The organism is Peptoclostridium litorale DSM 5388, from assembly GCF_900141635.1.
Taxonomy (GTDB): Bacteria; Bacillota; Clostridia; order Peptostreptococcales; family Peptostreptococcaceae; genus Peptoclostridium; species Peptoclostridium litorale.
Genome location: NZ_FSRH01000012.1, coordinates 47443 through 74303, shown reverse-complemented (window position 1 = coordinate 74303; position 26861 = coordinate 47443). Strand labels below are relative to the sequence as shown.

The window sequence follows — 26861 nt, the reverse complement described above, 5'->3', positions numbered from 1 at the left end:
ATATTTATAAAAAATTTTTTTTAATTGACAGTAAAAAAATGATGCTGTATAATTTTACTCAAATTGAACTTGTAAATCTGTTGACGGGAAGAGTAGGTATGATTGTTGTTTAAGCGAGGCGGCGTTTGGTGTGAGGCCGTTATCAATGACTTACTGAAGCGTATCCCTAAGGAGCCTTTTTGAAATCATAGTATGAAGGGCCGGCGTTCTCCGTTAAAGAATAATGAGTGGGTGCTTTGCGCCAATAAGAGTGGTAACACGGATTATAGCTTTCGTCTCTTAAGAGTATTATTTCTTTGAGGGCGGGGTTTTTTTTGTTTTCCGGCATTATTTGGAATATTAAAAACAAAACATTAGAGAACTAGGAGGTTGTGAAAAATGTCTAAGAAATTTAAAAGTTTAGTTGCAATTTTAATGATGGCTTCAATGTTGTTTACTCTTACAGCATGTTCTTCATCTCCAAAGGAAGAAGGATCTGATTCGGCTGCTGCAGCAAAGGTGGAGCAGATAAAGGAAAAAGGCAAGCTCGTGCTTGGAACAAGTGCAGATTATCCACCATTCGAGTTTCACAAGCAGATAGACGGGAAAGACGAGATCGTTGGATTTGACATTGAAATAGCAAAGGAAATAGCAAAAGAACTTGGCGTTGAACTTGAGATAAAGGATATGAAATTTGACGGTCTGCTGGCTGCGCTTCAGACTGGGAAGGTCGATGTTGTAATAGCTGGGATGAATCCTGATGAAGACAGAAGAAAGGCAGTGGACTTTTCAGACGTATACTATAAAGAGGTTCAAAGTGTAGTTACAAAGACTGACAATGTTGACAAAATAAAGACCCTTGACGATCTTAAGGGCAAAAAGGTTGGAGTTCAAAAGGGAACTACAATGGAGTCGATAGCACAGGAGAAAATGACAGAATCGGAAATAAAGGCTCTTGGTAAGGTTACAGACATAGTGCTTGAACTTAAAAACGACAAGGTTGATGCCATAGTTATGGAAAAGCCCGTAGCAAAGGCATATATATCTGCAAATCCAGACATTGCAATGACAGGAATAGAGCTTGAGCCGGAGGATACAGGTTTTGCGGTTGCGGTGAAAAAAGGAAATGAAGATCTTGTTTCAAGCATAAATGACGTTCTTAAAAAGCTTTCGGACGAAGGGAAGATAGACCAGTTCATAGCTGATGCAAACATACTTATGGAGCAAGAATAGTACTTAGGGGCAAATACTTTGTATTTGCCCTGATTAACGTATATGTTTAGGAGGGTGCAAGGTGGATTTTAGTTTTGTTAAGGACTATCAGATGTTTTTTGTAAACGGAGCCAAGATAACGGTATTTCTTGCGGCGTTTACAGTGATTTTTGGAGTCGCGCTGGGAATAGTGCTTGCTCTTATGAGGCTTTCAAGCAAGAAGATACTCAATGTGATTGCAGGAGCGTATATAGAATTTTTAAGGGGTACTCCTCTTCTTGTCCAGCTGTATATAGTTTATTATGGACTTCCTGTAATAGGGATAGATCTTCCGGACTTTCTGGCAGGGGTTATAGCCCTTTCTATGAACAGCGGAGCCTATGTTGCGGAGATAATACGTGCGGGCATACAGGCGGTGGACAAGGGGCAGACGGAGGCGTCGAGATCTCTTGGGTTCACATACGGGATGACAATGAGATATATAATAATACCTCAGGCGTTTAGAAACATACTTCCTGCGCTTGGAAACGAATTCATAGTTGTAATAAAGGAGTCGGCAATAGTTTCAATAATAGGTATACACGATCTTATGTACAATGCCGATACAATAAGAGGCAATATATACAGGCCTTTTGAGCCTCTTTTAATAGTTGCTTTGATATATTTTGCAATGACATTTACGCTTTCAAAGCTTCTGGGAGTTGTTGAAAGGAGATTGAGAACTGGTGATTAGTGTAAAGAATCTTCATAAGAAATTTGGAAGTCTGCATGTCTTAAAGGGTGTGGACATAGAAATAGAAAAAGGAGAGGTTGTGGTTGTAATAGGGCCTTCGGGTTCTGGTAAATCAACTTTCCTAAGATGTTTGAACCTTTTGGAGGAGCCTACGGATGGAGAGATAATATTCGAGGGAGTTTCAATAACTGACAAGAAAAACGACATAAACAAATTGAGACAAAACATGGGAATGGTGTTCCAGCAGTTCAACCTGTTCCCTCATATGAGCGTGCTTAGCAACATAACGCTTGCACCTATGAAGCTCAAGGGGCTGAGTAAGGAAGAGTCGGAAAAGGTCGCCATGGACCTTTTGAACAGAGTAGGGCTTGCTGACAAGGCTAACAGCTATCCGGGACAGCTTTCAGGAGGACAAAAGCAAAGGATAGCAATAGCAAGGGCTCTTGCCATGTCTCCTGACGTTATGCTTTTTGACGAGCCTACATCGGCTCTTGACCCTGAAATGGTAGGAGAGGTTCTTGAGGTTATGAAAGAGCTTGCAGCCGAAGGTATGACAATGGTGGTGGTAACTCACGAGATGGGATTTGCAAAAGAGGTTGGAGACAGGCTTGTGTTCATGGATGGAGGAGACATAGTAGAAGAGGGCGATCCGAAAGAAATATTTGCAAACCCTCAGCATCCTAGGACTCAGGATTTTCTTGGAAAAATTTTATAGCATAAAACATATAAGTAGTCAGCCGCACTCGTGCGGCTGTTTTTTATTGAAGTACAAAAAAATGTATAAATAAAAAAATAATACGGAGTGACAATGGTAAAATTTTGTCTGTCTCAGCATTTTCAAAAGGAATGATACTATACTGAATATTCTAAAAATTCCATGCGTGTTGACATGGATAGCTAATTTTGATATATTATGAGGAACAAAAACTGAATATTAAATATATAATCCCTCATATACATTCGGTAATATGGGCCGACTGTCTCTACCGGAAAACCGTAAAAATTCCGACTATGAGTGGAATTGTTATTAAATCTTAAATAAGATGATTTTGTGTGATTGGTTTTCATTTGTCGGGGTATCGCGAAAAAATATCCCTGTCTTGTCGTCTTTTTGATTTATGCCTGAATAATGATTCTGCTCTTTACTTCATTGTTCAGGTTTTTTTGATATAATATAGAATATAAATAAAAATAAAATTAAAATTCGGAGGTATACAATGGCAAAGATACTGAAGGAAGCCTTAACTTTTGATGATGTGCTTTTAGTACCGCAAAAATCAGAAATACTACCAAGAGAAGTTGATACGGCTACGCATCTTACAAAGAAGATAAAACTGAACATCCCACTTATGAGTGCGGGAATGGATACTGTAACGGAGTCGAAAATGGCAATAGCAATAGCAAGAGAAGGTGGAATAGGAATAATCCACAAGAACATGAGCATAGAAGAGCAAAGCCTCGAGGTCGACAAGGTAAAAAGAAGTGAAAACGGGGTTATAATAGATCCGTTCTATTTGAGCAAGGAGCACACGATAGCTGATGCAGACGAGCTTATGGGAAGATACAGGATATCAGGTGTTCCTATAGTGGATGAAGGCAAAAAGCTAGTTGGAATAATTACAAACAGGGACATAAGATTTGAAGAAGACTTTTCAAAGAAGATTGACGAAGTAATGACTAAGGAAAACCTTATAGTTGCAAAAGAGGGAACTACTATGGAGGAGGCTCAGACTGTACTAAGAGCCAATAAGATAGAAAAGCTTCCTATAGTTGACGACAACTTCATACTAAAGGGACTTATAACTATAAAGGATATAGAAAAGAAAATAAAATTCCCTAACTCTGCAGTAGACGAAAGAGGAAGACTTCTTTGCGGAGCTGCAGTTGGAATCACAGGGGACATGCTGGACAGGGTCGAAAAGCTTATGAAGGCTCAGGTTGACGTTATAGTTCTTGACAGTGCACACGGACATTCAAAAGGTGTTATCGACAGCGTTAAGAAGATAAAGGAAAAATACCCTGAAGCTCAAGTGGTAGCAGGAAATGTCGCTACAGCTGAAGCTACAAGGGAGCTTATAGAGGCGGGAGCTGACTGCGTAAAGATTGGTATAGGACCTGGCTCAATATGTACTACAAGGGTTGTTGCAGGAGTAGGAGTTCCTCAGGTAACTGCAATAATGGACTGCAGCGAGGCGGCAGCTGAATATGGAATACCTGTAATAGCAGACGGTGGAATAAAGTACTCGGGAGACATAGTGAAGGCTTTGGCATCGGGCGCTGACGTTGCCATGATGGGTTCTATGTTTGCAGGAACAGAAGAAAGCCCAGGAGAGAAGATACTCTTCAAGGGAAGAACTTTCAAGGCTTACAGGGGAATGGGTTCTGTAGAGGCCATGAAACACGGTTCGAAGGACAGATACTTCCAGGACAACACTAAAAAGCTAGTTCCTGAGGGCGTTGAAGGAATGGTTCACTTCAAGGGTGCAGTTGCGGACATGATATTCCAGCTTGTAGGCGGAATAAGAGCCGGAATGGGATACTGCGGCTCTAAAAGCCTTGCTATTTTAAAGGAAAGAGCTACATTTGTCAGAATTACGGGAGCGGGACTTAAGGAAAGTCATGCACACGATATTACAATAACTAAAGAATCGCCAAATTACAGTGTACAGGGAGAGGTTTAATAATGAATAAAGAGCTTGTTTTAGTTGTAGATTTTGGAGGGCAGTACAATCAGCTTATAGCCAGAAGGGTGAGAGAAGCGAATGTCTACTGCGAGGTAGTTCCATACACATACTCAATAGAGCAGATAAAGGCAAAAAACCCTAAAGGGATAATATTCACAGGAGGACCTTCAAGCGTATATGGCGAAGGCGCTCCAAGAGTCGACAAGGAGATATTCAGCCTTGGCGTTCCTGTACTTGGAATATGCTACGGAGCCCAGCTTATGGCGCATACACTTGGTGGAAAAGTGGCAAAGGCTGAAAAGAGAGAATATGGAAAGACTCGCATAGAGTACAAGGATTCCGTACTGTTTGAAGGAATGGACAAGTCTAACCTGTGCTGGATGTCACATACCGACTATATAGAAACTGCACCAGAAGGCTTCGAGGCAGTGGCAAGCACTGAAGACTGCCCTATAGCTGCAATGCAAAACACGGCTAAAAACCTTTATGCTGTCCAGTTCCACCCAGAGGTTGAGCACACAGTTGACGGATACATGATAATAAGAAACTTCCTTCACGCGGTATGCAAGCTTGAAGGAACTTGGACTATGGGATCATTCATAGACGAGAAGGTAAAAGAGATAAAGGACAAAGTAGGAGACAAGAAGGTTCTATGCGCCCTTAGCGGAGGCGTTGACTCTTCTGTTGCAGCTGTACTTGTACACAGGGCAATAGGGGACAACCTTACTTGTGTATTTGTTGACCACGGCCTTCTGAGAAAGGACGAGGGAGACCACGTAGAGGCTATATTCAGGGAAGAATTCCACATGAACCTCATAAGGGTGAATGTACAGGAGAGATTCCTTTCAAAGCTTAAGGGAGTTACAGAGCCTGAGAGCAAGAGAAAGATAATAGGAGAAGAGTTCATAAGGGTATTCGAAGAAGAGTCTAACAAGCTTGGAAAGATGGACTTCCTTGTTCAAGGAACAATATACCCTGACGTAATAGAGAGCGGATCGGGCGACAGCGGTGCATCTGTAATCAAATCTCACCACAACGTTGGAGGTATTCCAGAAGACATAGAGTTTGAAATAGTGGAGCCTTTAAGAGAGCTTTTCAAAGACGAAGTTAGAAGACTTGGACTTGAGCTTGGAATATCAGAAGAACTTATATTCAGACATCCATTCCCAGGACCAGGACTGGGAATAAGGGTAATAGGAGAGGTTACACAGGAAAAATGCGACATACTAAGAGAAGCCGATGCAATATACATGCAGGAGCTTAAGTCTGCAGGACTTTACAAGGAAATATGGCAGGCGTTTGCAGTTCTTCCGGACGTAATGACTGTAGGAGTAATGGGAGACGAGAGAACATACGCACATCTTGTAGGAATAAGAGCCGTGGCGAGCAGCGACGGAATGACAAGCGACTGGTACAAGATACCTTACGAGGTGCTTGAGAGAATTTCAACGAGGATAGTTAACGAAGTTGACCATGTAAACAGAGTTGTTTACGACATAACTTCGAAGCCTCCTGGAACAATAGAATGGGAATAAGAACTATTGGATGAGAAATACAACATAATGTTCGGAACATAACGAACTTACTTGAAAAATAAATTGAATAAAATACACAAAAATATTGACTTTTATCTTCTACCTGATATAAAATAAGTATGTAGTTAGGCAAGTGGATAAAAAGCATTTTGCTTTGCTCATATAATCCCGGTAATACGGTCTGGGAGTTTCTACAGGAAAGCCGTAAAATTTCCTACTATGAGCAAAACTTCTTGAAAAGAGTCTGATGGAGGTTTTGCTTATAATGGGCAGGGCCTCCATATTATTTTTTGGAGAGCCCAGCCTTTGAGTGATCCATGAATCCATTAGATTTTCTCCCCCGAGAGGGCATTTAGGGCTTTTGCCTTTAGAAAAAAATCTGAGGAGGAAAACTAAAAAATGGAAAACAGCAATATCAGCAAATCTGCTGGAAATGGAATTTTGGAAAATTTATTTAAGCTTTCACTGCATGAAACCGACATGAAAAGGGAACTAATTGCAGGAATCACTACGTTTATGACAATGGCGTACATACTTGTTGTAAACCCTCTTATACTTGGAGATGCCGGAATGGACAAGGGAGCTGTATTCGTGGCCACAGCACTTTCAGCAGCACTTGCAACGTTCATAATGGGATTCTTTGCAAACTATCCTTTCGTACTTGCTCCGGGAATGGGACTTAATGCATTCTTTGCATATGGAGTAGTAATAAACATGGGCTACAGCTGGCAGTTTGCACTTACTGCCGTTTTGATTGAAGGTATTATATTCATACTTCTTACTTTCTTCAATGTGCGTGAAAAGATAATAAACGCAATACCTGTATTCCTTAAAAACGCAGTTACAGCTGGAATAGGACTTTTCATAGCGTTCATAGGACTTGCAAATGTTGGAATGATACAGGCTGGAGGGGCCATAGTAACTCTTGGGGACATGAAGAGCCCTCTTATGATACTTACACTGTTTGGAATAATATTCACATCAGTGCTGCTTGTCAAAAATGTAAAGGGATCTTTCCTTATAGGAATGGTAGTTACATCTGTTGCAGGAATGGTACTTGGACTTGTAGATTCCCCTAATGGTTTTATGAGTACTCCACCGTCACTTTCGCCTATAATGATGGCATTCAAAAACGTACCTGTTGCTGACATATTCAGCTTTGACATGGTCGTAGTAGTGTTCACTTTCCTGTTTGTAGACCTGTTTGATACAATAGGCTGCCTTGTAGGTCTGGCATCAAAGGCAAACATGCTTGATGAAAAGGGACAGCTTCCAAGAGCAAAACAGGCGCTTTTCGCAGACGCTATAGGTACTACTGTGGGAGCTATGATGGGAACTTCGACGGTTACAACATTTGTAGAGAGTGCATCGGGAATAGCAGAAGGCGGAAGAACAGGGCTTACCGCGGTTGTGGCAGGGTTCATGTTCCTTATATCTACGCTGTTTGCACCAGTATTCACTGCGATACCGGCTCAGGCGACTGCACCTGTACTTGTACTTGTAGGAGTTATGATGGCTTCATCTGTCCTTAGAATAGACTTTGAGAACTTTACAGAGGCCATACCAGCATTCCTTACAATACTGATGATGCCTCTTGCATACAGCATAGCAGAAGGTCTTGTATTTGGTATTGTTTCATATACGCTTATAAAGCTGTTTACAGGCAAGGGAAAAGAAGTACAAATATCTCTATATATATTATCGTTCTTGTTCATATTAAAATACGCTTTTATGGCGTAAAAGTGAATAAAGCCCCATTAAAATCGATGGGGCTTTTAATGTACAAAAATTAGGGTACAAATACGAATGTAATGTAAAATTAGCGACATAAAGTTCGCCTAGTATGAACTTTTGAAAAATTTTGTTGGAGGGATGGAATATGAAGGTATCTATACTAATGGGTTCAAAGTCTGATTATCCAAAGCTTGAGGAGGCTGTAAAGTTTCTAAGAGAGCACGGGGTACATGTTAGTGTGAGAGCGCTTTCAGCGCACAGAACGCCAAAGCAGGTTTTCGAGCATATCGAAAACATTGAAAGAGAAGGATACGACCTTATAATAGCGGCTGCAGGCAAGGCTGCTCATCTTCCAGGCGTGGTTGCAGCACACACTTTGATGCCTGTAATAGGAGTTCCAATAAAATCATCCACACTAGACGGAATGGATGCACTTCTTTCAATAGTCCAAATGCCAAAGGGAATACCTGTTGCGACAGTTGCAATTGACGGAGGGCTTAACGCCGCTATACTGGCTCTTCAAATAATGGCACTTAAATATCCTCAGCTTAAGGAAGCGCTTAAAAAGCACAGGGAAGACATGATGAAACAGGTTCTTGAAGACGACGCATCAATACAGTAGATATATTTTAAGACATTGTGAAATAGACAGTTTGTTGATTCTGATTGATTAAAGGCACATGCCGCATTTTTGAAAAAGAATAAACAGGAGGAGATATATAATGAAAAAAGAGCTTTTATACGAGGGAAAGGCAAAGCAGGTTTACAAGACAGAAAATCCTAAGGAGTACGTTGTGTACTACAAGGACGATGCAACTGCATTCAACGGTGTTAAAAAAGACACCATAATGGAAAAGGGAATGATAAACAACAGCATATCGTCAATACTATTTGAACTGCTTGCTAAAGAAGGTATTTCAAGCCATTTCATTAAAAAGCTGTCTGACAGAGAGATGCTTGTAAAGGCTGTTGAAATAGTGCCTCTTGAGGTCATAGTAAGAAATATCTCCGCAGGTTCTATGAGCAAGAGACTTGGAATAGAAGAGGGAATAGTGTTTTCAGAGCCAATATTTGAGCTTTGCTACAAAAACGATGACCTTGGAGATCCGCTTATAAACGACGACCATGCAGTTGCAATAGGACTTGCGACAAGAGAAGAAATAAAAGCCATAAAAGAGCAGACTCTGAAAATAAACGAAGTTATGAAGGCGTTTTTCGAAAAGGCAGGACTAAGGCTTGTTGACTTCAAACTTGAGTTTGGAAGATACGACGGAGAGGTAATACTTTCAGATGAGATATCTCCTGACACTTGCAGGCTTTGGGATATGAGCACTAATGAAAAGATGGACAAGGACAGATTCAGAAGAGACCTTGGAGATGTAATAGAAAGCTATAAAAAGGTTCTTGAGAGAATAGAGGACAAATAGGGGGCTTTTACAAATGTGTGGAATAGTTGGAGTTTATTCTGATGAAAATGTTGCAAAGGACGTATACTATTCGCTTTTTTCACTGCAGCACAGGGGTCAGGAGAGCTGCGGTATAGCAACGCTTAACGGAAGGATCAACCATCACAAGGGGATGGGGCTTGTAACAGATGTATTCAAGGAAGAACAGCTTAAGACGCTAAGTGGAAACATAGGTATAGGCCATGTAAGGTATTCTACGGCAGGAGGAAGCCACCCTTCCAATTCACAGCCGCTTGTGGGGATGTGCAGGGGCGGAAAGATAGCAATAGCCCACAATGGAAATCTTGTAAACAGTGACGTGCTCAAGGAAAGACTTGAAGACGACGGGCTTATATTTCAAACATCAATAGATTCCGAAGTCATACTGTACCTTCTTGCAAGATACTACAAGGGCGATGACATAGTGGATGCTGTAAAGAGGACAATGTCACTTATAAAGGGGGCTTACTCGCTTGCTATAATGACTGAAAAGGAACTTGTTGCAGTAAGGGACCCGAATGGATTCAGGCCTCTTAGAATAGGCAAGAGAGGAAATGACTATATAGTGGCGTCGGAGGACAGCGCAATAGATGTAATAGGTGCGGAAATAGTAAGAGATGTAGAGCCCGGAGAGATAGTGCTTATAAAAGATGGCAAGATGGAGTCGTTCTTTTATGAGACGGACTATGCGAGAAGAAGTTGCTGCATATTCGAACACGTATATTTTGCAAGAAATGACGCTACAATAGACGGAATAAACGCATACAAGTTCAGGGTAGAAACGGGAGAGCTGCTGGCAAGGGAATCGTTTGTAGATGCTGACGTGGTTGTTCCGGTTCCGGACTCTGGATGGGCGGGAGCCATAGGATACTCCAAGGAGTCGGGCATACCTTTCATGGAAGGGCTTGTAAAGAACAGATATGTTGGAAGGACATTCATAAAGCCCACTCAAAAGGAAAGAGAAGTTGGAGTAAAGCTTAAACTAAACCCTCTCAAGGAAGTCATAAAGGGAAAAAGAGTAATACTTGTTGACGATTCAATAGTCAGGGGAACAACTTCCAAGCAGCTCATAGAAAGCATAAGAAAGGCCGGGGCTAAGGAAGTCCACCTTAGAATAACATCTCCGCCAGTAAAGTATTCTTGCTATTTCGGAATAGACACTCCAAGAAGGAGCAAGCTTATAGCTTCAAGCAATCCTGTGGACAAGATATGTGAGATAATAGGAGCGGACTCACTAAGATTCATATCAATAGATGGAATGAGATCTGCAACCCATGGAAAGCTTAGCTTTTGCAGCGCATGCTTTGACGGGGACTATCCAATAGACCCAATGGTGGAGAGCATATAGTGTTTAAAAAATAGATTTTGTAAAAATATTAAAATGCACCTAAAGACCAATCTGTCGGGAGGAATAAAAATGGAAGAAAAGATAAGCTACAGCCAGTCAGGCGTAAACATAGATGAGGGAAATAGAGCGGTTGATCTGATAAAGAAAAAAGTGAAGTCGACATATGATTCAAATGTCATAGGAGATCTGGGAAGCTTCAGCGGACTTTACAGCCTTAAAAACTTCATGGGCATGAAAGAGCCTGTGCTTCTTTCATCTACGGACGGAGTAGGCACGAAGCTTAAGATAGCCCAGCTTATGGATGTTCACGATACTGTGGGAATAGACCTTGTGGCAATGTGCGTAAACGATCTTATATGCCAGGGCGCTGTGCCTCTTTTCTTTCTCGACTACATGGCGGTTGGAAAGCTTGACGCGTTGAAGGCTGAAAAGATAGTGTCGGGAATAGTTGAAGGCTGCAAGATGTCTGAAATGGCACTTGTAGGCGGAGAAACCGCAGAAATGCCTGGAATGTATTCTGAGGACGAGTATGACCTGGCAGGATTTTCAGTAGGAATATGCGACAGAGAAAAGATAATAACAGGCGAAGGGGTAAAAGAGGGAGATGCTGTAATAGGAATAGCTTCAAGTGGAATTCACAGCAACGGTTACTCTCTTGTAAGAAAGCTTTTCATAGAAAAGCTTGGATACAGCCTTGACAAGAAGTTTGAAGGCATTGACGAGACTCTTGGACAGATGCTCCTAAGACCTACAAAGATATATGTAAAGGCAGTGAAAAGCCTTCTTGAAAAATATGAAATAAAGGCCATAGCTCACATAACAGGAGGAGGACTTGTGGAAAACGTTCCAAGAGTGCTTCCGGACGGATGCTGTGCAAAGATTAAAAAGGACTCATGGGATATGCCAGACATATTCACTGTAATACAGGGACTTGACATGGTTGAGGAAGAGGAGCTTTACAGAAGCTTCAACATGGGAATAGGGCTTGTGCTTGTGGTTGACAATAAAGTTGCGCAGGATATTGTAAATACAGTGCAGCAGGCCGGTGAAAAGGCATATGTAATAGGCGAGATAACATCTGGAGGAAAGGGTGTTGAGCTATGGTAAACATAGCTGTACTCGTTTCGGGTTCAGGAAGCAACCTCCAGGCTGTAATCGATGCATGTGAAAACGGACATATAAACGGTCGTATAAAGATTGTAATATCAAACAGGGAAGAAGCCTACGGCCTGCAGAGGGCAAAAGATGCAAGCATAAATGCAGTATTCGAAAAAGACGAAAAAAGGGTAATAGATATAATTGAAGGCGAAGACATAGACCTTGTAGTTCTCGCTGGGTACCTTAAAATACTCAGCCCGGATTTCATAAAAAGATTTGAAAACAAGATAATAAACATACACCCTTCGCTAATACCATCCTTTTGCGGCAAGGGATACTATGGTAAAATAGTACATCAAAAGGCAATAGAATACGGAGTGAAATTAAGCGGGGCCACTGTCCACTTTGTAAACGAAGAGCCCGATGGGGGGCCTATAATACTTCAAAGAGCGGTTCCCGTATACGATGAAGACAATGCAGATTCACTCCAAAAAAGAGTACTTGAAATAGAACATGAACTAATAGTAGATGCGGTAAAGCTTTATTGCGATGGAAAACTTAAGATAGTCGGAAGGAGAGTACACACAAATGGCAAATAAGAGAGCGCTTATAAGTGTTACAGACAAGACGGGGATAGTTGAATTCGGGAAAGAGCTAGAAAAACTAGGGTACGAAATAATATCAACAGGCAATACTCACAAAATGCTTAGTGAAGCGGGAGTGAATGCCATTCAAATAGACCAGCTTACGGGATTTCCGGAGATACTGGACGGCAGGGTTAAAACTCTAAACCCTTATGTTCACGGAGGGATACTGTATAGAAGAGACATAAAGGAACATGTTGAAACTGTGGAAAAGCTGGAGATAAAGTCAATAGACATGGTCGTAGTCAATCTTTACAATTTCGAAGGCTGCCTGAAGTCGGGGGCTGGCATGGAAGACATGATAGAAAACATAGATATCGGCGGTCCTAGCATGATAAGGTCTGCGGCAAAAAACTACAGGGACGTCATAATAGTTACAGACCCGTCTGACTACGGACTTATAATAGAGAGTTTAAAAGAAGGGGAGCTTTCTCAAGAGGAAAGACTGAACCTTTCATACAAGGCATTTTCGCTTACAGCTCACTACGACTCTATAATATCAAACTATTTCATGGAGCTTGTGGGAGACAGACACCCAAAATACCTAAACCTTACATTTGAGAAGGAAGAAGAGCTTAGATACGGCGAAAACCCACACCAAAAGGGAAGCCTGTACAAGGAGAACTTCGTGCTTGATACAAAACTGGATTTTGAGCAGCTTCACGGAAAGCAGCTTTCATTCAACAATATAAACGACCTTAATGCGGCGCTTGAGATACTAAGAGAATTCGAGGGCGGCGAAAACATTGCGTCTGTAGCAATAAAGCATGCAAACCCATGCGGAGTTGGAATAGGCAAAGATTCATTCGAGTCATTCAAAAAGGCATATGAGGCAGACAAGACTTCCATATTCGGTGGAATAATTGGAATAAATTCAACTGTAGACCTTAATACCGCAGAGCTTTTAAGTGAAATATTCTTTGAAATAATAGCGGCATACGACTTTACAGACGAGGCGCTTGAAGTGCTAAAAGCTAAGAAAAACCTCAGGATACTAAAGCTTAAGGATCTAAGTCCAAAGACGAGAGGATACGACTTTAAATACCTTGATGGAAAGCTTCTGGCTCAGGACAAGGACGAAAAGCTTTATGAAGACTTCAAAACGGTTACACAAACAGTGCCTACAAAAGCTCAAATAGACGACATGGTATTTGGAATGAAAATAGTGAAGCATATGAAGTCAAATGCAATAGCCATAGTCAAGGACGGAATGACAATTGCGCTTGGACCTGGACAGACTTCAAGGATATGGGCCCTTGAAAATGCAATAGGAAATAATAAAGAGAAGGATTTTGAAGGTGCGGTACTTGCATCTGACGCATTCTTCCCATTTGACGACTGCGTAAGATTTGCGGCTGAATATGGAATAAAGGCCATAATACAGCCGGGAGGGTCGGTAAAAGATCAGGACTCAATAGATGCTTGCGACGAGCTTTCAATAGCAATGGTATTCAGTGGAATAAGACATTTCAAACACTAGGAGGTGCATCATGAAAATTCTTGTAGTAGGAAGCGGCGGAAGAGAACATGCAATAGTGTGGAAGCTTTGTAAAAGTCAAAGGGTAAGCAGCATATACTGCGCACCTGGCAATGCGGGAACGGCGGAGATTGCCCAAAATGTGGACATATCTGCTGATGACGTAGAAGGCCTTTTGGGTTTTGCAAAGGAAAAAGGAATAGACCTTACAATCGTGGGACCTGAGGTAGCTCTTGTAATGGGTATAACTGACATGTTCGAAGCAGAAGGACTTAAGATATTCGGACCCGACAAGATGTGTTCAAGGCTTGAGGGGAGCAAGGCTTTTTCGAAGGAGTTCATGATAAGAAACAACATACCTACAGGCAAATACGAAGAGTATACAGATTTTGACGAGGCCGTTAAAAATGTAGATAAGTTCGGCTATCCTATAGTGATAAAGGCCGACGGGCTTGCGGCAGGAAAAGGCGTACTAATAGAAACTGAAAGAGTGGAAGCCGTAAAAGACCTTGAAAACATAATGCTTTCAAAGGTATTTGGAGAATCGGGAAAGAAAGTTGTAATAGAAGAGTTCCTTTCAGGTATAGAGGCTTCGATACTTTGCTTTGTAGACGGAAAAACCATAGTTCCTATGACAAGCGCACAGGACTACAAGAAGATATTTGATGATGACATGGGACCAAACACCGGGGGAATGGGAAGCTATTCGCCAAGCATGATATATGATGAAGAGCTTTCAAACAGGGTTGAAAGGGAAATACTCACCCCTATAATAGATGGATTCAAAAATGAAGGGATGAACTTCAAGGGAATACTGTTTGTGGGACTTATGATAGGAAGTGAGGGACCTAAGGTTCTCGAGTTCAACGTGAGGTTTGGAGACCCTGAAACACAATCTGTACTTACAAGGCTTGAGACTGACCTTGTAGACATAATAGAGAGCATAATCGAAGGAAGACTCGACCAGCAGGAGATAAAGTGGAGCGACAAGAAAACAGTATGTGTTGGGATGGCTTCAAAGGGATACCCTGGAATGTATGAAAAGGGCAAGGAAATAACAGGGTTTGATAAAGTGGACAGTGACGTAATGGTATTCCATGCGGGAACAAGGCTTGAAGATGGCAAAGTCCTCACAAACGGAGGAAGAGTTCTTGGGGTTACGGCGTATGGCGAGAGCATAGAAGAAGCCAGAAACAAGGCTTATGAAAATGTAAGAAAGATACAGTTTGAGGGAGCTCAATACAGAAGCGACATAGGCAAGATAATAGGCAGATAGTATATCATTTTAATACAAGTATACTTACAAAGGAGCATTTGAAATGGGACAAAATGTAAAGAGAATATTTGTGGAGAAAAAAGAGGGGTTTGACGTTCAGGCCCAGGGGCTTATGTCTGACATAGTAGAGCATCTTGGAATAAATGGTCTTAAAAGAATCAGGATTATAAACAGATATGACATTGAGGGGATTTCAGATGAAGTATATGAAGCTTCAAAGGCTACAATATTTTCAGAACCGCCAGTAGACTATGTATATGACGAAGAGATGAGCCTTGAGCAAGGTGAAAGGGCATTTTCTGTTGAATACCTTCCGGGACAGTACGACCAAAGGGCTGATTCTGCATCGCAGTGTATTCAAATACTTACTCAGGAGGCAAGACCCGTTGTCTCCGCAGCAAGGGTATATGTGCTCAGCGGAGAACTTAGCGAGGATGAATTTGAAAATATAAAGGCGTACTGCATAAACCCTGTGGATTCAAGGGAGGCCAAGCTTTCAAAGCCGGATTCACTTGAACTGGAGTATGAAAAGCCTGAAAAGGTTGAAATACTAAATGGATTCAATGAGCTTGACGATACGGGTCTTAAAAGCTTTATGGACAGCAGGGGCCTTGCGATGAACTTTGAAGACCTTAAATTCTGCCAGGGATATTTCAGGGATACTGAAAAGAGAAATCCTACGATAACTGAAATAAAGGTGATAGACACATACTGGTCAGATCACTGCAGACATACCACTTTTGCAACTAACATCACAGATGTTGACATAGATGAGAGTCCTTATACAGATGCTCTTAAAAAAGCTCACAGCGATTACATGGAGAGCAGAAAATACGTATATGGAGACAGGATAGACAAAAAAGACGTATGCTTTATGGATATTGCAACTCTTGCAATGAAAGAGATGAGAAAAAGAGGAACACTTGAAGACCTTGAGGTTTCCGAGGAGATAAACGCAGCTAGCATAGAGGTTGACGTCGATATTGACGGGCAGACTCAAAAATGGCTTGTAATGTTCAAAAATGAGACTCACAACCATCCAACAGAGATAGAGCCTTTTGGTGGAGCGGCAACATGTCTTGGAGGAGCCATAAGAGACCCGCTTTCAGGAAGATCATACGTATACCAGGCAATGAGGGTTACAGGAAGCGCAGATCCGAGAACTCCTATAGAGGACACTCTTGAAGGAAAGCTTCCTCAAAGAAAGATCACCACTGAGGCGGCTCACGGATATAGTTCTTATGGAAATCAGATAGGAATAGCTACAGGACTTGTATCAGAGGTTTATGACGAGGACTTTGTCGCAAAGAGAATGGAAGTGGGCGCTGTTATAGCTGCAGCGCCAAGAGAAAATGTAATAAGAGACATTCCTGTGCCTTCAGATGTTGTAGTACTTGTTGGAGGAAGAACGGGAAGAGACGGATGTGGAGGGGCCACTGGATCTTCAAAGGAACACACCGAGGAATCTCTTACAAGCTGTGGCGCAGAGGTTCAAAAGGGTAATGCGCCTACGGAGAGAAAGATACAAAGGTTGTTTAGAAACCCTACTGTTGCAAAGATGATAAAAAGGTGTAATGACTTTGGTGCAGGAGGAGTTTCTGTTGCGATAGGCGAGCTTACAGACGGACTTGAGGTAGACCTTGACAAGGTGCCTAAAAAATACGAGGGGCTTGACGGGACGGAGCTTGCAATATCAGAGTCACAGGAGAGAATGGCAGTAGTTGTAGACAAGGGCGATGCAGACAGATTCATAGAGCTTTCCAATACTGAGAACCTAGAGGCTGTAGCAGTTGCAACTGTCACGGACACAAAAAGGCTTAGAATGAGCTGGAATGGCGACTATATAGTGGACCTGTCAAGGGAGTTCCTTGACACAAACGGAGTGACTCAAAACACAAAAATCCATGTAAAGGCGCCATCAAGTGCAGACTATTTTGAAGAAAGGGCAAAAGAAGCTGCATCTGGAAAAGACCTAAAGAGCACGTGGGTTAAAAATCTAAAGGATCTTAACATTTGCTCCCAAAAGGGGCTTGTGGAAAGATTCGACAGCACTATAGGAACTGGAAGCGTTATACTTCCTTTTGGAGGAAAGCACCAGGCTACGCCTTCACAGGCAATGGTTGCAAAGATACCAGCGCTTTCGGGCAATGTAAACACTGCTACTGCAATGAGCTATGGATACAACCCTCAAATAGGAAAGTGGAGTCCTTTCCACGGTGCAATGTACGCCGTTATTGACTCGGTTGCAAAGCTTGCAGCGATAGGTGTTGACTACAAGAATGTAAGGCTTACGCTTCAGGAGTACTTTGAAAAGCTAAGGGACGAGCCTTCAAGATGGGGCAAGCCTTTTGGAGCTCTGCTTGGGGCGTATGCAGCTCAAAAGGGGCTTGGAATACCTGCAATAGGCGGAAAGGACAGCATGTCTGGAACATTCAATGATATAGATGTTCCACCGACGCTTGTTTCGTTCTCTGTGGGGATAGTGAGGCCAGATAAAGTCGTTTCAAATGAATTCAAAAACGGCGGAAATGAACTTGTGCTTGTGAAGCCTCCTGTAAATGGCGACAAGACTTTTGATTTTGAAGGGCTTGGCAGATGTTTTGAAAAGGTGGCTGAATTTGCAAAATCAGGACAGGTATACTCGTCATATGCACTCGGCCTTGGAGGAATGGCAGAGGCCGTTTCAAAAATGGGCTTTGGAAACAGAGTAGGGGCAAGCCTTGAAGGAATTTCAGAAAAAGATCTGTTTGCACCTTCTTACGGAGCAATACTCATGGAAGTTGACTCTTCAGCTGACATAGAAGGAATGCTTTCGGGAGTGGACTATGCTGTAGTGGGAAGCACTATCTTTGAGCCGGTCATAAAGGCGCTGGGAGAGACTCTTGAGATAAGCGAGCTTTACTCAGACTGGGAAGAGCCTCTTGAAGACATATTCCCTTCATATACAAAAGAAATACAGGGAAAACCTGAAAGCAGAATATATACGGGCGGTTCGGCCATAGCACCTAAGATATCAATTGCAAAGCCGAAGGTGTTCATTCCGGCGTTCCCGGGAACAAACTGCGAGTACGACTCTTTAAGGGCTTTTGAAAAGGCTGGAGCGAAGGGCGAGATAATGGTATTTAAAAACCTTAAGCCAAGCGATGTGGAAGAGTCAATAAACAACATGGTAAGGCTTATAAAGCAGTCGCAGATAATAATGATACCTGGAGGTTTCAGTGCGGGAGACGAACCTGAAGGTTCAGGAAAGTTCATAGCGACTGTATTTAGAAACCCGGCTGTAAAAGAGGCTGTAATGGATCTTCTAAACAACAGGGACGGGCTTATGCTGGGAATATGCAATGGATTCCAAGCTCTTGTGAAGATAGGCCTTCTGCCTTACGGCGAGATAAGGGATATAGACGAGTCCTCGCCTACACTTACCTACAACACTATAGGAAGACACGTAGCAAAAGCTGTAATGACAAAAGTGGTTTCAAACAAGTCTCCTTGGCTTTCGCTTTCAGAGCCGGAAAGCATGCATACTGTGCCTGTATCGCACGGCGAGGGAAGGTTCTTTGCCAGCGATGAAATTGCTGCAAAGCTATTTGAAAACGGACAGGTGGCAACTCAGTATGTTGACTTCGAAGGAAATCCAAGCTATGACATAAGATTCAACCCTAACGGATCGGTCCATGCAATAGAGGGGATAACAAGCCCTGACGGAAGGATTCTTGGAAAGATGGCCCATTCAGAAAGAATCGGAAAGAACATATGCAAGAACACTCCGGGTGAGAAGGACCAGAAGATATTTGAATCAGGAGTTGCATATTTCAAATAAACAAGAATATTCAAAAGTGTAAAGCCGAGCTTTGTAAAGCTCGGCTTTTATGCTGCCTTTCGTCTTGTGAATGCACATACAAAATATGAAAAAGATGAAAAGAGAACTATCACAGCACCTGAAGGAATTCCTATCATGTATGAGACATAAAGTCCTAAAAGGCATGCTATGCAGCCTATAAGTATTGAAGTGACCATTATGGCCTTAAGATTATATGTATAAAGAGCGGCTATTGACGGAGGTATTGTAAGCAGTGCTATTACGAGTATTATTCCAACAACTTTTATTAGAGCCACTACTGACATGGCCACGAGTATGAAAAGTGCATTCTCGAAAAACCTCACGTTCATTCCCATCACTGCTGAAAATTCATCGTCAAACAGGAATGACTTCCAGTAACTGAAAAATGAAAACACAGATGCAGTCACTATAATGACAAGCGCCGCCATAAGCGTTACATTAGACCTTGAAATGGTAAGTATATCTCCGAAAAGGTATGATGTCATATCGGGAGGATATCCCGGAGTTACGGCTATAAAGAGTATCCCAAGGGCCATGCCGCTTGACCAGAACATTCCTGTAAGCGCATCTGAATTGGTTCCGGTGCTTCTCCGCATTCCTGAAACTGCAAGTGCAGAAGCCACGGCGAACAATAGCCCCGGTATTATGGGCTCAATGCCCATGAGATAGCCAAGTCCTATACCTCCAAACGAAGCGTGGGCTATGCCACCACTCAGCATAACGAGACGCTTTTGCACTATTATTGTACCTATTATTCCGCACACTATGCTTGAAAGAATGGCTCCCATTATGGCGTTTTGAACAAAAGAGTATCCAAGTGCATCAAACATCTTTACCATCCTCCTTTAGGGCGTTGTGATTTAAATGCGGACTTAAGACCCTGTGAGGGAAGCCATGAGCTATCATGTCTATAGGGCAGCCGTATGTTTTTTCAATGCTCATGCTCAAATCTATTTCATCTTCGCCATGATAGTATAGCTTTTTGTTGAGACAGGCTATGCTGTGAACATATGAGGATATTGTACCTATGTCGTGGCTTACAATTATAACGGCCATATCTTTGCTAAGGTGGCTTAAAAACTCATATATATTCGACTTTGAAGTCGAATCGACGCTTGCCGTAGGCTCATCCAGAAGGAGTACTTCGGGATTCGAAACAAGAGCCCTTGCTATGAGAACCTTCTGTAGCTGTCCCCCTGAAAGCGTGCCTATCTGCCTTTTTTCAAGATCCAGAATGCCTAAAAGGGAGAGTGTTTTTTGGGCCTTGTATATATCTGAGCTTGAGTATCTGTGAAAAGCTCTTGCCCTGCCTCCAAGCATTCCAGTCAAAACGACTTCAATGACGCTTATGGGAAAGTCCTTGCTGAAGGATGAAAACTGGGGTACATAGCCTATTGGGCGGGAGCTGTTGAGTTTTACAGTGCCGCTTGATGGCCTGATGAGTCCGCATATGGCCTTTAAAAGAGTACTCTTGCCCCCTCCGTTGGGCCCAATTATTCCGAGAAACTCATCTTTTCGTACGTCCAGATTTACAGACTGCAGGGCGCAGTGGCCTGAGTAGCAGACGGTAAGGTCTTTTATTTCAAGTATATAGTCTTCATTTTTCACTGGAGGACCTCCTTGAAAGTGCTGGCTATTTTCTCCATGTTTTCAATGTAGTTTCCCGAAAGTGTTGAAATTTCAGTGGTTTTGCCTTCTATTTCATTTGCAAGCGTTCTTGACTGACTACTGTCGATTTCAGACTGGTAGAATACGACCTTTATGTTTTTTTCTCTTGCAAAGTCGATTATGTACTCCAGCTCCTTTGCGCTTGCACTTTTTCCACTGCTTTCAACGCTTACCATTTCAAGGCCGTAATCGTCTGCGAAATAGCCGAGGGATGGGTGATATATTATAAATGATTTATTTGGGAGCCCTTCAAGGGTCTGCTTTATTTTCAGGTCAAGACTAGACAGCTTCTCCTTGTATGACTTTGCATTTGAAATATATGTCTCACTGTTTTCACTGTCCATTTTTGAAAGCTCGCTTGCTATTGTATCGACCATAACCATGACTCTTTTGGGAGACATCCATATATGAGGATCCTTTATTCCGATATCATGGTTTTCATAGTTATTTTCAGTACCACCCTTTTCGGTCAATTCATCTTCGTGAGAGTGAGCATCCTCGAAATACCTGTGAGGGTACATTTTCCCGACTTCGTCATCCAGCCTTACTATTTTGAGCTGTGGATTGAGTTCTTTTGCTTTTTTGAGTATATTTGCGTCCTCTGCGGGGACTCCAATTGCAAAATATATTGAAGCATTGCTGAAAGACTCCATTTCAAGCGGAGTGGGCTGGTAGTTTGAAGGGCTGCTTCCTGGCGGTATCATTGTAACCACATCTACAAGATCGCCAGCCACCGCACGTACAAATTCTTTTTCGGGAACTATGGATACGGCTATTACCGGTTTTGTTGGTTTCTCAGGCGAGGAACCATTGCATCCTGCAATCAGAAATGATAGTGATAGTACTGTCAGTAATAGTAAAATACGTTTTTTCATGTGACACCTCCAAAGGGTAAATGAAATTCGTTTGCAATTAATAATAGATTATACATTCATGCAGAGAATATCTCAAGTGTTTTAAAAACTATGGCATATTTATTTTAAATACCCATTTGGAAATTATAATACCACTGCGAAAGTGAGTCAAGCGGGGCAAAGAGGGATAATTCTTGAATATGGGCTTAATGATATGGTAATATGGGCTAAAATATAAAAAATCTAATGAATTTGGGCATATAAGCAAAAATAAAATACATTTCACATAAAGATTAAAGGGGGCTTATACATGTTTGAAAAAGGACTTATACAGATATATACGGGAGAGGGAAAGGGAAAGACCACAGCTTCTGTAGGACAGGGAGTCAGAGCATGTGGGCGAGGGCTCAAGGTGTATATGGTGCAGTTTTTAAAGTCTTCAGATACAGGAGAGATGAATATACTCAAAGACATCGATGGATTCCAGGTGTTCAGATTCCAAAGTGAACGAGGATTTTTTTGGACTCTGAGTGAGGAGGAGATAAAAGAGGTAAAAAAAGAGACCGACATGGCACTTGAGTTCATAGAAAAAACAATAAGCGAAAAGGCCTGTGATGTTCTCATACTTGACGAGATAATGGGAGCAATATCAAACGGGCTTGTCCAGATTGCAAATCTTTTGAGGATACTGGAGCAAAAGCCTTATGAAATGGAAATTATAATGACTGGGAGAAATGTTCCAAAAGAAATTGTGGAAATTGCGGACCTTGTTACGGAGATGAAAAAGATAAAGCATCCATTTGACAAGGGTATAGGAGCGAGGAAGGGAATAGAATACTAGACAGGTGTAAATGGCGTTAAATATGCAAAATGATTAAAGTGGAAATAATATCGCCACTTCAATCATTTTTGCACGTTGTAATTTGTTATGGGTCCGTATATGGATGCAGTCTAAAGCTCTATTGTCTCTATATCGGATTTCAAGTTGTATATAACATCTTTTCGCTCCACTATTATGCTTATCTTTTCGGAAAGCTCAGGCTCGCTTTTGATTTTATATATGAGTTCATGAGTAGGATTTATGGCTACGGGATGCTTTACCTTTTTAAGCATTGAAAGGTCACCGTTTGTATCGCCGTATGCATAGCACTGCGAAAGGTCTATGTCATATTTTTCTATGAATTCCCCTATGGCCACATTCTTGTCCTTTGATTCCCACATAGGCACTATTTTGCCGCTGAACACGCCGTCTTCAAATATATATTTTGTTCCTATATAGTCCGTGGCATCATACATCCTGGACATTTTTTCAACCAGAAAATCAGGGCTCCCGGATATGAATATCACAGTGTGGCCCATATCCACATGCCACTTTATCATGGCCCTTGTGTATCTGTAGACTTTATCGAACTTGAGGTTTATAACCCTGTCGCTTGTATAGTCTATTATTTCTTTTTTAACTCCCTTTAGCGAATCTATATATATCTGGGCTGCCTCGAGGAGATAGCTGTCATATTCCCCTTTTCTTTTCACCCACTTTTCGTGAGTGTGCTTGAGCTGGTCGTACCAGTATTTCTCGTCTATGACCTCGAATTTAATAAGTTTTTTAAAATGTTCTATCATCAGCGAGTCCCTGTGGAGAGTACCATCTATGTCGAAAAAAGCTGCAATATTTCCCAATAACAACACCTTCCTAGCATCATATATTTTCAGTGCAAAAATACAATCAGTATTGAATGTATACGTATTATTAATTATACAATAACAGTGAAGCATTTAAACAGTTATTATGTCTATTATAGAGAATATATGAGGTTTTGTCAGTTGTCAAAATACATGACGGTGGTTTTGAATTTTAATTGTACACTCATAAATGTGTTTTTGTGGAACGAATTGTTGAAATGAGTTTGAAAAATTATGGACAGAGTTATATAATTAGTAGTTAGATATTACAGATAGCGTGAATAAAAAGTAAAAGGGATATGGATTTATGAGTTTAAAAGCATTTACTTATGGTATTAAATAATTTAGTTTGCTAGACGTGTTGAGATTAAATTTCAAAAAGACTTTAGAGAAGGTGACATATGGAATTTTTATATGCAAAGATTACCAATTCAAGGCTCATGGGTAGCATGGGGCTTAGAATGTCTTGGAAAAATAAAAATAAAAAACTGGACCAGTACTTCCTTTTAGACTGCGAAGGGCTTGGGCTTGCAGACTATATGGGAATATACAACGGGGATGACAAGAGACTTTTTAATGAAGAGGAAAGACTTATGGGAGGCCTTGGTTCAGACCGGATGTATATATCAAAGGAGGAGGCCGTTTTCCTTGTGAAGGAATATGCCGGCAAGAACATAAGATATGGAAAACCACTTCCGGAAAACAAGGACGAATATGACTTCATACTGGAAATGGAAACTGATCCTGTAGATAAAAAGAGCCTGTTTTTCAAGCTGTGCAAAAAAATTGAAAGTGATGTGGAATTTATAAATTACATGGCTATGAGATTCATAGCAAGGGACAGGGAGGCTTTAGGGCAGTATTCCTTAAATCCCGAATTGAAAAATATGAAAATAACTTATGCAAATGGAACACTGCTCAAGAATTCAGTTAGAAAACTTAAAACGGGCAATTATATATGCAGCTGTATTTATGAGGACAGGAACGCATATTTTACAGCCAATATTGGTTTTTCAACTGACACATCAAAAGAGGGATATTGCGTCAGGTCTATAAAGATTGGCAAAGTGTCGCAAGTGGACTGCCTTGACGTCCTTGATGAAATAAAAAGGGACGAATATATAGGAATATATATCATAGACGATATTGAGAATTTCAAGAGACAATTCATTGAGGATATGAGCCACTGCCTTAAAAGTCCGTTTGAAAAGGGTGTGATGCTCACCCAGTTCAAGCCTGACAACAGCCATGTCGCAGCGGGAGAGTATTTAATAAGCAATGACCTGGATTCGATATTTTTTGTTTCAGATTCAGGTCAGCTCGTGGTTTCAAACTACGACATGGATGTCAGGATAGATGTGGATTCAAAGCTTTTAAGCAGATATGGAGAGTATTTGTCGCTCAATGATGAATTCATTTTTTCGGGATCGCTAATATATGATTTTGCACAGGATATTGCTGAAAGTTTTTATGAATTCCTGTCAAAAAGGTGATGCAATTAAAAAAGGCCTGGAAATGCTCAGATTTAGCTGAGCATTTCCAGGCTGTTTTATATTTGAAAATAGTACAGGGAGTATATAATCATTTCCATGAAATTTCAATTACATCGCCAGTTTTAAGCTTGTAATTGAAGCTTTCCCTTGTCCCGTTTACCGACATTGTTAAAAATCCCTGGGGCTTTGATATGTCGAAATCGATATATTCGAATATATCGGTAAGTATGAACTTTTCCTTTGAATGTGATATATCGACTCTTTCACCGTTCACAACCACAGACATGAATTTTTGTATTTTGACGGAATTTTCATGTGAAGCGGGTGGGCTTAAGCTTTCAAATTCATCATCATTTTCATATTCATCTGAACTTTCATAATCAAAGTCGAAATCCAGCTCATCCGTGCTGTAAGCAGGATCTGAAAATTCATCATATGCTGTATTTGCAGGGGCTGCATTAGAGATATATTCGCCCGTGGGCTTTATGGTTATGCTGTCTCCGGATGAAAGGGTAGAGTCCGATGTCGCATCAATACCGTTTACGCCTATAGATGATTTTGCTATCGCCACATCATCATACCATTCAAGCTTTAGACATTCATACAGAGAGGGCTTTCTCTGATCGCCTTTTTGAGCGCTCAATACAGTTATTTTGTCTCCGTCGGAAAGAACATCAGTAAGGCTTGAGTCTTTCCCATTCAATACTATTTGGGCAGGCATTCCAGGAAGGCCCTTTAGGTGCCTTTCAGATCCATTCAGTGAATACACAAACTCGTCCCCACTTTGAGGTATTAGGTTTCTCGGGTTGAATCCTGACATGACAAGGGCGTCTGATACGGTAAGCACTTTCGAGTTGAACATCCTTATGGATTTTTCATTGAACACTATCTCTATGAAATTCTTTTTTGCATTTATTGAATGTTCAAGTGCTATTCCAAGAGGCGTTATGGAATCCGGCCCACGTAGCCTGTCTTCTATGCCTTCGAATTCGTTTGCTATGGAAGAATCCCTCAAGGCAACCCTTTGCAGGGGTATTCCGAGTTCATCTGCTATGACCTGCGGAAGCAGCGGTATCTGACTAGCTCCTCCTACAAGGAATACGGCGCCTGGGGGCTTTGTATTATATTTTAGTATTTCCTGGGCTATTTGAACGCCCATGTCACGTATGGAATCTTCAATTGAAGACACCATCTCCTGAGCACTTATTACAGTTTCTATGCCGACTATGTCTGAAAAAGTTATGTTGCCAGGGCTTGAAAGCTGTCTTTTTACAATTTCGGCAGTGTCAAAGTCGAGAAGATATTTGTGGGATATGGCTTCGGTTATTTTGTCACCGGCTCCGGGAACCATTGCATAGGCACTTATTGTGCCGTTGTTTGTAACCGCTATATCGCATGTTCCTGCGCCTATGTCCACCATTGCAAGATTCAAAAGCCTCATGTTCTTCTTTATTGCTATGTTTATTGCAGCGATAGGCTCGAGCGTGAGGCTTTCGACTTCAAGCCCGACCCTGTCCATTACGCTGTACAGGCTGTCGACTACTATGTTCGGAAGGAATGTGGCAAGTATTTCAACAGATATTTGCTCCCCTCGGTGTCCTATGAGCGATTCGATGTAATTTCCGTCAAGGTAGTATGCGCTTACGGAATGGCCCACGCAGTAGTATTTGGCTCCCTGCTTTTCAAGGGTTTCACCCAGAAGTGACTGGGCATTTTGAATGGCCTCAAGCTCAATGCTTTCAACAGATGTCTTGTCAACTTCGCTAGTGAAGTCCACATCCATTTGAGCGCTTCCGCTAGCGGTTTTGAGCGCTCTTCCGGCTGCGGCTATTGCAACTCTCTTAAGCTGGAAACCTATTTGGGATTCTAGCGAATACTTTACCTTAGATACTATTTTTGCGACCCCGTCTATATCGTGTATCTGGCCGTCATACATGGTTCTTTTTTCATGCTCTATGATTTCACTTGCTACTATTTTAAGCTTCTCATCCTCCTGGGTGCAGACAATACCTATTATGGATCTGGTGCCTATGTCAAGTGCAAATATTATATCCTTATTTTCCATAAAAACTCTCCTTTTTGAACATATTAAGAGCCTGCTTACCTCGTTATTAAAATCAAGAGTTTACTTGGCTACTTAATAAAATAAAGCTGCCA

General features: G+C 41.6%; 21 protein-coding genes, 2 riboswitches and 1 other annotated feature. Of the genes, 16 read left to right on the top strand and 5 right to left on the bottom strand.

The genetic code is table 11. The features are described from left to right. Positions 1-71 precede the first annotated feature (71 nt). Positions 72-283: a binding site (T-box leader), on the top strand. Between the two features lie 95 nt (positions 284-378). The 14 genes from BUQ87_RS11380 to BUQ87_RS11315 all read left to right on the top strand — a co-directional run bounded on the left by BUQ87_RS11380 (position 379) and on the right by BUQ87_RS11315 (position 18985). After that, positions 379-1212: an ABC transporter substrate-binding protein gene (locus BUQ87_RS11380; protein ID WP_038266977.1), complete on the top strand. Its 834-nt coding sequence runs from the start codon at positions 379-381 to the stop codon at positions 1210-1212. A gap of 61 nt (positions 1213-1273) precedes the next feature. Further along, the gene (locus BUQ87_RS11375) at positions 1274-1924 is read left to right on the top strand and encodes an amino acid ABC transporter permease (protein ID WP_038266980.1); all 651 of its coding nucleotides are present in this window, start codon (positions 1274-1276) and stop codon (positions 1922-1924) included. Beyond that, positions 1917-2639, top strand: a complete 723-nt coding sequence (locus BUQ87_RS11370) for an amino acid ABC transporter ATP-binding protein (RefSeq protein WP_038266983.1) — start codon at positions 1917-1919, stop codon at positions 2637-2639. Before BUQ87_RS11375 ends, BUQ87_RS11370 begins: the two co-directional genes overlap by 8 nt. 215 nt (positions 2640-2854) lie before the next feature. Continuing rightward, a riboswitch (purine riboswitch) is annotated at positions 2855-2956 on the top strand. 185 nt (positions 2957-3141) lie between these two features. Continuing rightward, a complete protein-coding gene (guaB, locus tag BUQ87_RS11365; protein WP_038266986.1) occupies positions 3142-4605 on the top strand; it encodes an IMP dehydrogenase in 1464 nt (487 codons plus the stop codon). 2 nt (positions 4606-4607) lie between these two features. Further along, a complete protein-coding gene (guaA, locus tag BUQ87_RS11360) occupies positions 4608-6143 on the top strand; it encodes a glutamine-hydrolyzing GMP synthase (protein WP_038266989.1) in 1536 nt (511 codons plus the stop codon). 138 nt (positions 6144-6281) lie between these two features. Beyond that, positions 6282-6383, top strand: a riboswitch (purine riboswitch). 159 nt (positions 6384-6542) lie between these two features. Continuing rightward, positions 6543-7883, top strand: a complete 1341-nt coding sequence (locus BUQ87_RS11355; protein ID WP_187655951.1) for an NCS2 family permease — start codon at positions 6543-6545, stop codon at positions 7881-7883. Between the two features lie 139 nt (positions 7884-8022). Continuing rightward, positions 8023-8499 carry a 5-(carboxyamino)imidazole ribonucleotide mutase gene (gene purE, locus BUQ87_RS11350; protein WP_038266992.1) on the top strand — a complete coding sequence of 159 codons (477 nt, stop codon included), beginning with the start codon at positions 8023-8025 and terminating at the stop codon, positions 8497-8499. A gap of 100 nt (positions 8500-8599) precedes the next feature. Further along, positions 8600-9304, top strand: a complete 705-nt coding sequence (gene purC / locus BUQ87_RS11345) for a phosphoribosylaminoimidazolesuccinocarboxamide synthase (protein WP_330391346.1) — start codon at positions 8600-8602, stop codon at positions 9302-9304. Positions 9305-9317: 13 nt separating this feature from the next. Further along, complete coding sequence (gene purF, locus BUQ87_RS11340; protein ID WP_038266998.1) at positions 9318-10670, top strand: amidophosphoribosyltransferase; 1353 nt, start codon at positions 9318-9320, stop codon at positions 10668-10670. 69 nt (positions 10671-10739) lie between these two features. After that, on the top strand, positions 10740-11777 hold the full coding sequence (purM, locus tag BUQ87_RS11335) for a phosphoribosylformylglycinamidine cyclo-ligase (protein WP_038267001.1): 1038 nt from the start codon (positions 10740-10742) through the stop codon (positions 11775-11777). Then, entirely contained in the window at positions 11771-12367 is a 597-nt protein-coding gene (gene purN, locus BUQ87_RS11330; protein WP_038267004.1) for a phosphoribosylglycinamide formyltransferase, read from the top strand. Before purM ends, purN begins: the two co-directional genes overlap by 7 nt. Further along, entirely contained in the window at positions 12357-13892 is a 1536-nt protein-coding gene (gene purH / locus BUQ87_RS11325) for a bifunctional phosphoribosylaminoimidazolecarboxamide formyltransferase/IMP cyclohydrolase (protein ID WP_038267007.1), read from the top strand. The genes purN and purH overlap by 11 nt, the downstream gene beginning before the upstream one ends. Before the next feature lie 10 nt (positions 13893-13902). Continuing rightward, positions 13903-15165 carry a phosphoribosylamine--glycine ligase gene (gene purD, locus BUQ87_RS11320; RefSeq protein ID WP_038267010.1) on the top strand — a complete coding sequence of 421 codons (1263 nt, stop codon included), beginning with the start codon at positions 13903-13905 and terminating at the stop codon, positions 15163-15165. A 43-nt stretch (positions 15166-15208) separates the two neighbouring features. Beyond that, on the top strand, positions 15209-18985 hold the full coding sequence (locus BUQ87_RS11315) for a phosphoribosylformylglycinamidine synthase (protein WP_038267013.1): 3777 nt from the start codon (positions 15209-15211) through the stop codon (positions 18983-18985). Between the two features lie 47 nt (positions 18986-19032). On the opposite strand, the gene BUQ87_RS11310 is transcribed toward BUQ87_RS11315, so the two are convergent. From BUQ87_RS11310 to BUQ87_RS11300, 3 genes are read right to left on the bottom strand one after another with little or no spacing between them, the layout of a single operon-like run. Then, positions 19033-19836, bottom strand: a complete 804-nt coding sequence (locus BUQ87_RS11310) for a metal ABC transporter permease (protein WP_143182466.1) — start codon at positions 19834-19836, stop codon at positions 19033-19035. Then, positions 19829-20614 carry a metal ABC transporter ATP-binding protein gene (locus BUQ87_RS11305; protein ID WP_038267018.1) on the bottom strand — a complete coding sequence of 262 codons (786 nt, stop codon included), beginning with the start codon at positions 20612-20614 and terminating at the stop codon, positions 19829-19831. Before BUQ87_RS11305 ends, BUQ87_RS11310 begins: the two co-directional genes overlap by 8 nt. Continuing rightward, a complete protein-coding gene (locus BUQ87_RS11300; RefSeq protein ID WP_038267021.1) occupies positions 20611-21549 on the bottom strand; it encodes a metal ABC transporter solute-binding protein, Zn/Mn family in 939 nt (312 codons plus the stop codon). Before BUQ87_RS11300 ends, BUQ87_RS11305 begins: the two co-directional genes overlap by 4 nt. Before the next feature lie 289 nt (positions 21550-21838). Here BUQ87_RS11300 and BUQ87_RS11295 point away from each other — a divergent pair, with 289 nt between their 5' ends. After that, positions 21839-22369 (top strand): cob(I)yrinic acid a,c-diamide adenosyltransferase, encoded by a 531-nt coding sequence (locus tag BUQ87_RS11295; protein ID WP_038267025.1) that lies wholly within the window; start codon positions 21839-21841, stop codon positions 22367-22369. A 110-nt stretch (positions 22370-22479) separates the two neighbouring features. On the opposite strand, the gene BUQ87_RS11290 is transcribed toward BUQ87_RS11295, so the two are convergent. After that, the gene (locus BUQ87_RS11290) at positions 22480-23208 is read right to left on the bottom strand and encodes an HAD family hydrolase (RefSeq protein WP_038267028.1); all 729 of its coding nucleotides are present in this window, start codon (positions 23206-23208) and stop codon (positions 22480-22482) included. 404 nt (positions 23209-23612) lie between these two features. On the opposite strand from BUQ87_RS11290, the gene BUQ87_RS11285 reads away from it, so the two are divergent. Beyond that, positions 23613-24704 carry a hypothetical protein gene (locus tag BUQ87_RS11285; RefSeq protein ID WP_038267030.1) on the top strand — a complete coding sequence of 364 codons (1092 nt, stop codon included), beginning with the start codon at positions 23613-23615 and terminating at the stop codon, positions 24702-24704. A gap of 88 nt (positions 24705-24792) precedes the next feature. On the opposite strand, the gene BUQ87_RS11280 is transcribed toward BUQ87_RS11285, so the two are convergent. Beyond that, positions 24793-26769: a cell division protein FtsA gene (locus tag BUQ87_RS11280; protein WP_052636267.1), complete on the bottom strand. Its 1977-nt coding sequence runs from the start codon at positions 26767-26769 to the stop codon at positions 24793-24795. Positions 26770-26861: the final 92 nt, after the last annotated feature.

Excerpts from the sequence above, each read along its gene's own strand:
- BUQ87_RS11380 (WP_038266977.1), top strand. The coding sequence starts at position 379 with ATGTCTAAGAAATTTAAAAGTTTAGTTGCAATTTTAATGATGGCTTCA.
- BUQ87_RS11315 (WP_038267013.1), top strand. The coding sequence starts at position 15,209 with ATGGGACAAAATGTAAAGAGAATATTTGTGGAGAAAAAAGAGGGGTTT.
- purH (WP_038267007.1), top strand. The coding sequence starts at position 12,357 with ATGGCAAATAAGAGAGCGCTTATAAGTGTTACAGACAAGACGGGGATA.
- purD (WP_038267010.1), top strand. The coding sequence starts at position 13,903 with ATGAAAATTCTTGTAGTAGGAAGCGGCGGAAGAGAACATGCAATAGTG.
- BUQ87_RS11355 (WP_187655951.1), top strand. The coding sequence starts at position 6,543 with ATGGAAAACAGCAATATCAGCAAATCTGCTGGAAATGGAATTTTGGAA.
- purC (WP_330391346.1), top strand. The coding sequence starts at position 8,600 with ATGAAAAAAGAGCTTTTATACGAGGGAAAGGCAAAGCAGGTTTACAAG.
- purF (WP_038266998.1), top strand. The coding sequence starts at position 9,318 with ATGTGTGGAATAGTTGGAGTTTATTCTGATGAAAATGTTGCAAAGGAC.
- BUQ87_RS11280 (WP_052636267.1), bottom strand. The coding sequence starts at position 26,769 with ATGGAAAATAAGGATATAATATTTGCACTTGACATAGGCACCAGATCC.
- BUQ87_RS11295 (WP_038267025.1), top strand. The coding sequence starts at position 21,839 with ATGTTTGAAAAAGGACTTATACAGATATATACGGGAGAGGGAAAGGGA.
- guaA (WP_038266989.1), top strand. The coding sequence starts at position 4,608 with ATGAATAAAGAGCTTGTTTTAGTTGTAGATTTTGGAGGGCAGTACAAT.
- guaB (WP_038266986.1), top strand. The coding sequence starts at position 3,142 with ATGGCAAAGATACTGAAGGAAGCCTTAACTTTTGATGATGTGCTTTTA.
- BUQ87_RS11310 (WP_143182466.1), bottom strand. The coding sequence starts at position 19,836 with ATGTTTGATGCACTTGGATACTCTTTTGTTCAAAACGCCATAATGGGA.
- purM (WP_038267001.1), top strand. The coding sequence starts at position 10,740 with ATGGAAGAAAAGATAAGCTACAGCCAGTCAGGCGTAAACATAGATGAG.
- purN (WP_038267004.1), top strand. The coding sequence starts at position 11,771 with ATGGTAAACATAGCTGTACTCGTTTCGGGTTCAGGAAGCAACCTCCAG.
- BUQ87_RS11300 (WP_038267021.1), bottom strand. The coding sequence starts at position 21,549 with ATGAAAAAACGTATTTTACTATTACTGACAGTACTATCACTATCATTT.
- purE (WP_038266992.1), top strand. The coding sequence starts at position 8,023 with ATGAAGGTATCTATACTAATGGGTTCAAAGTCTGATTATCCAAAGCTT.
- BUQ87_RS11285 (WP_038267030.1), top strand. The coding sequence starts at position 23,613 with ATGGAATTTTTATATGCAAAGATTACCAATTCAAGGCTCATGGGTAGC.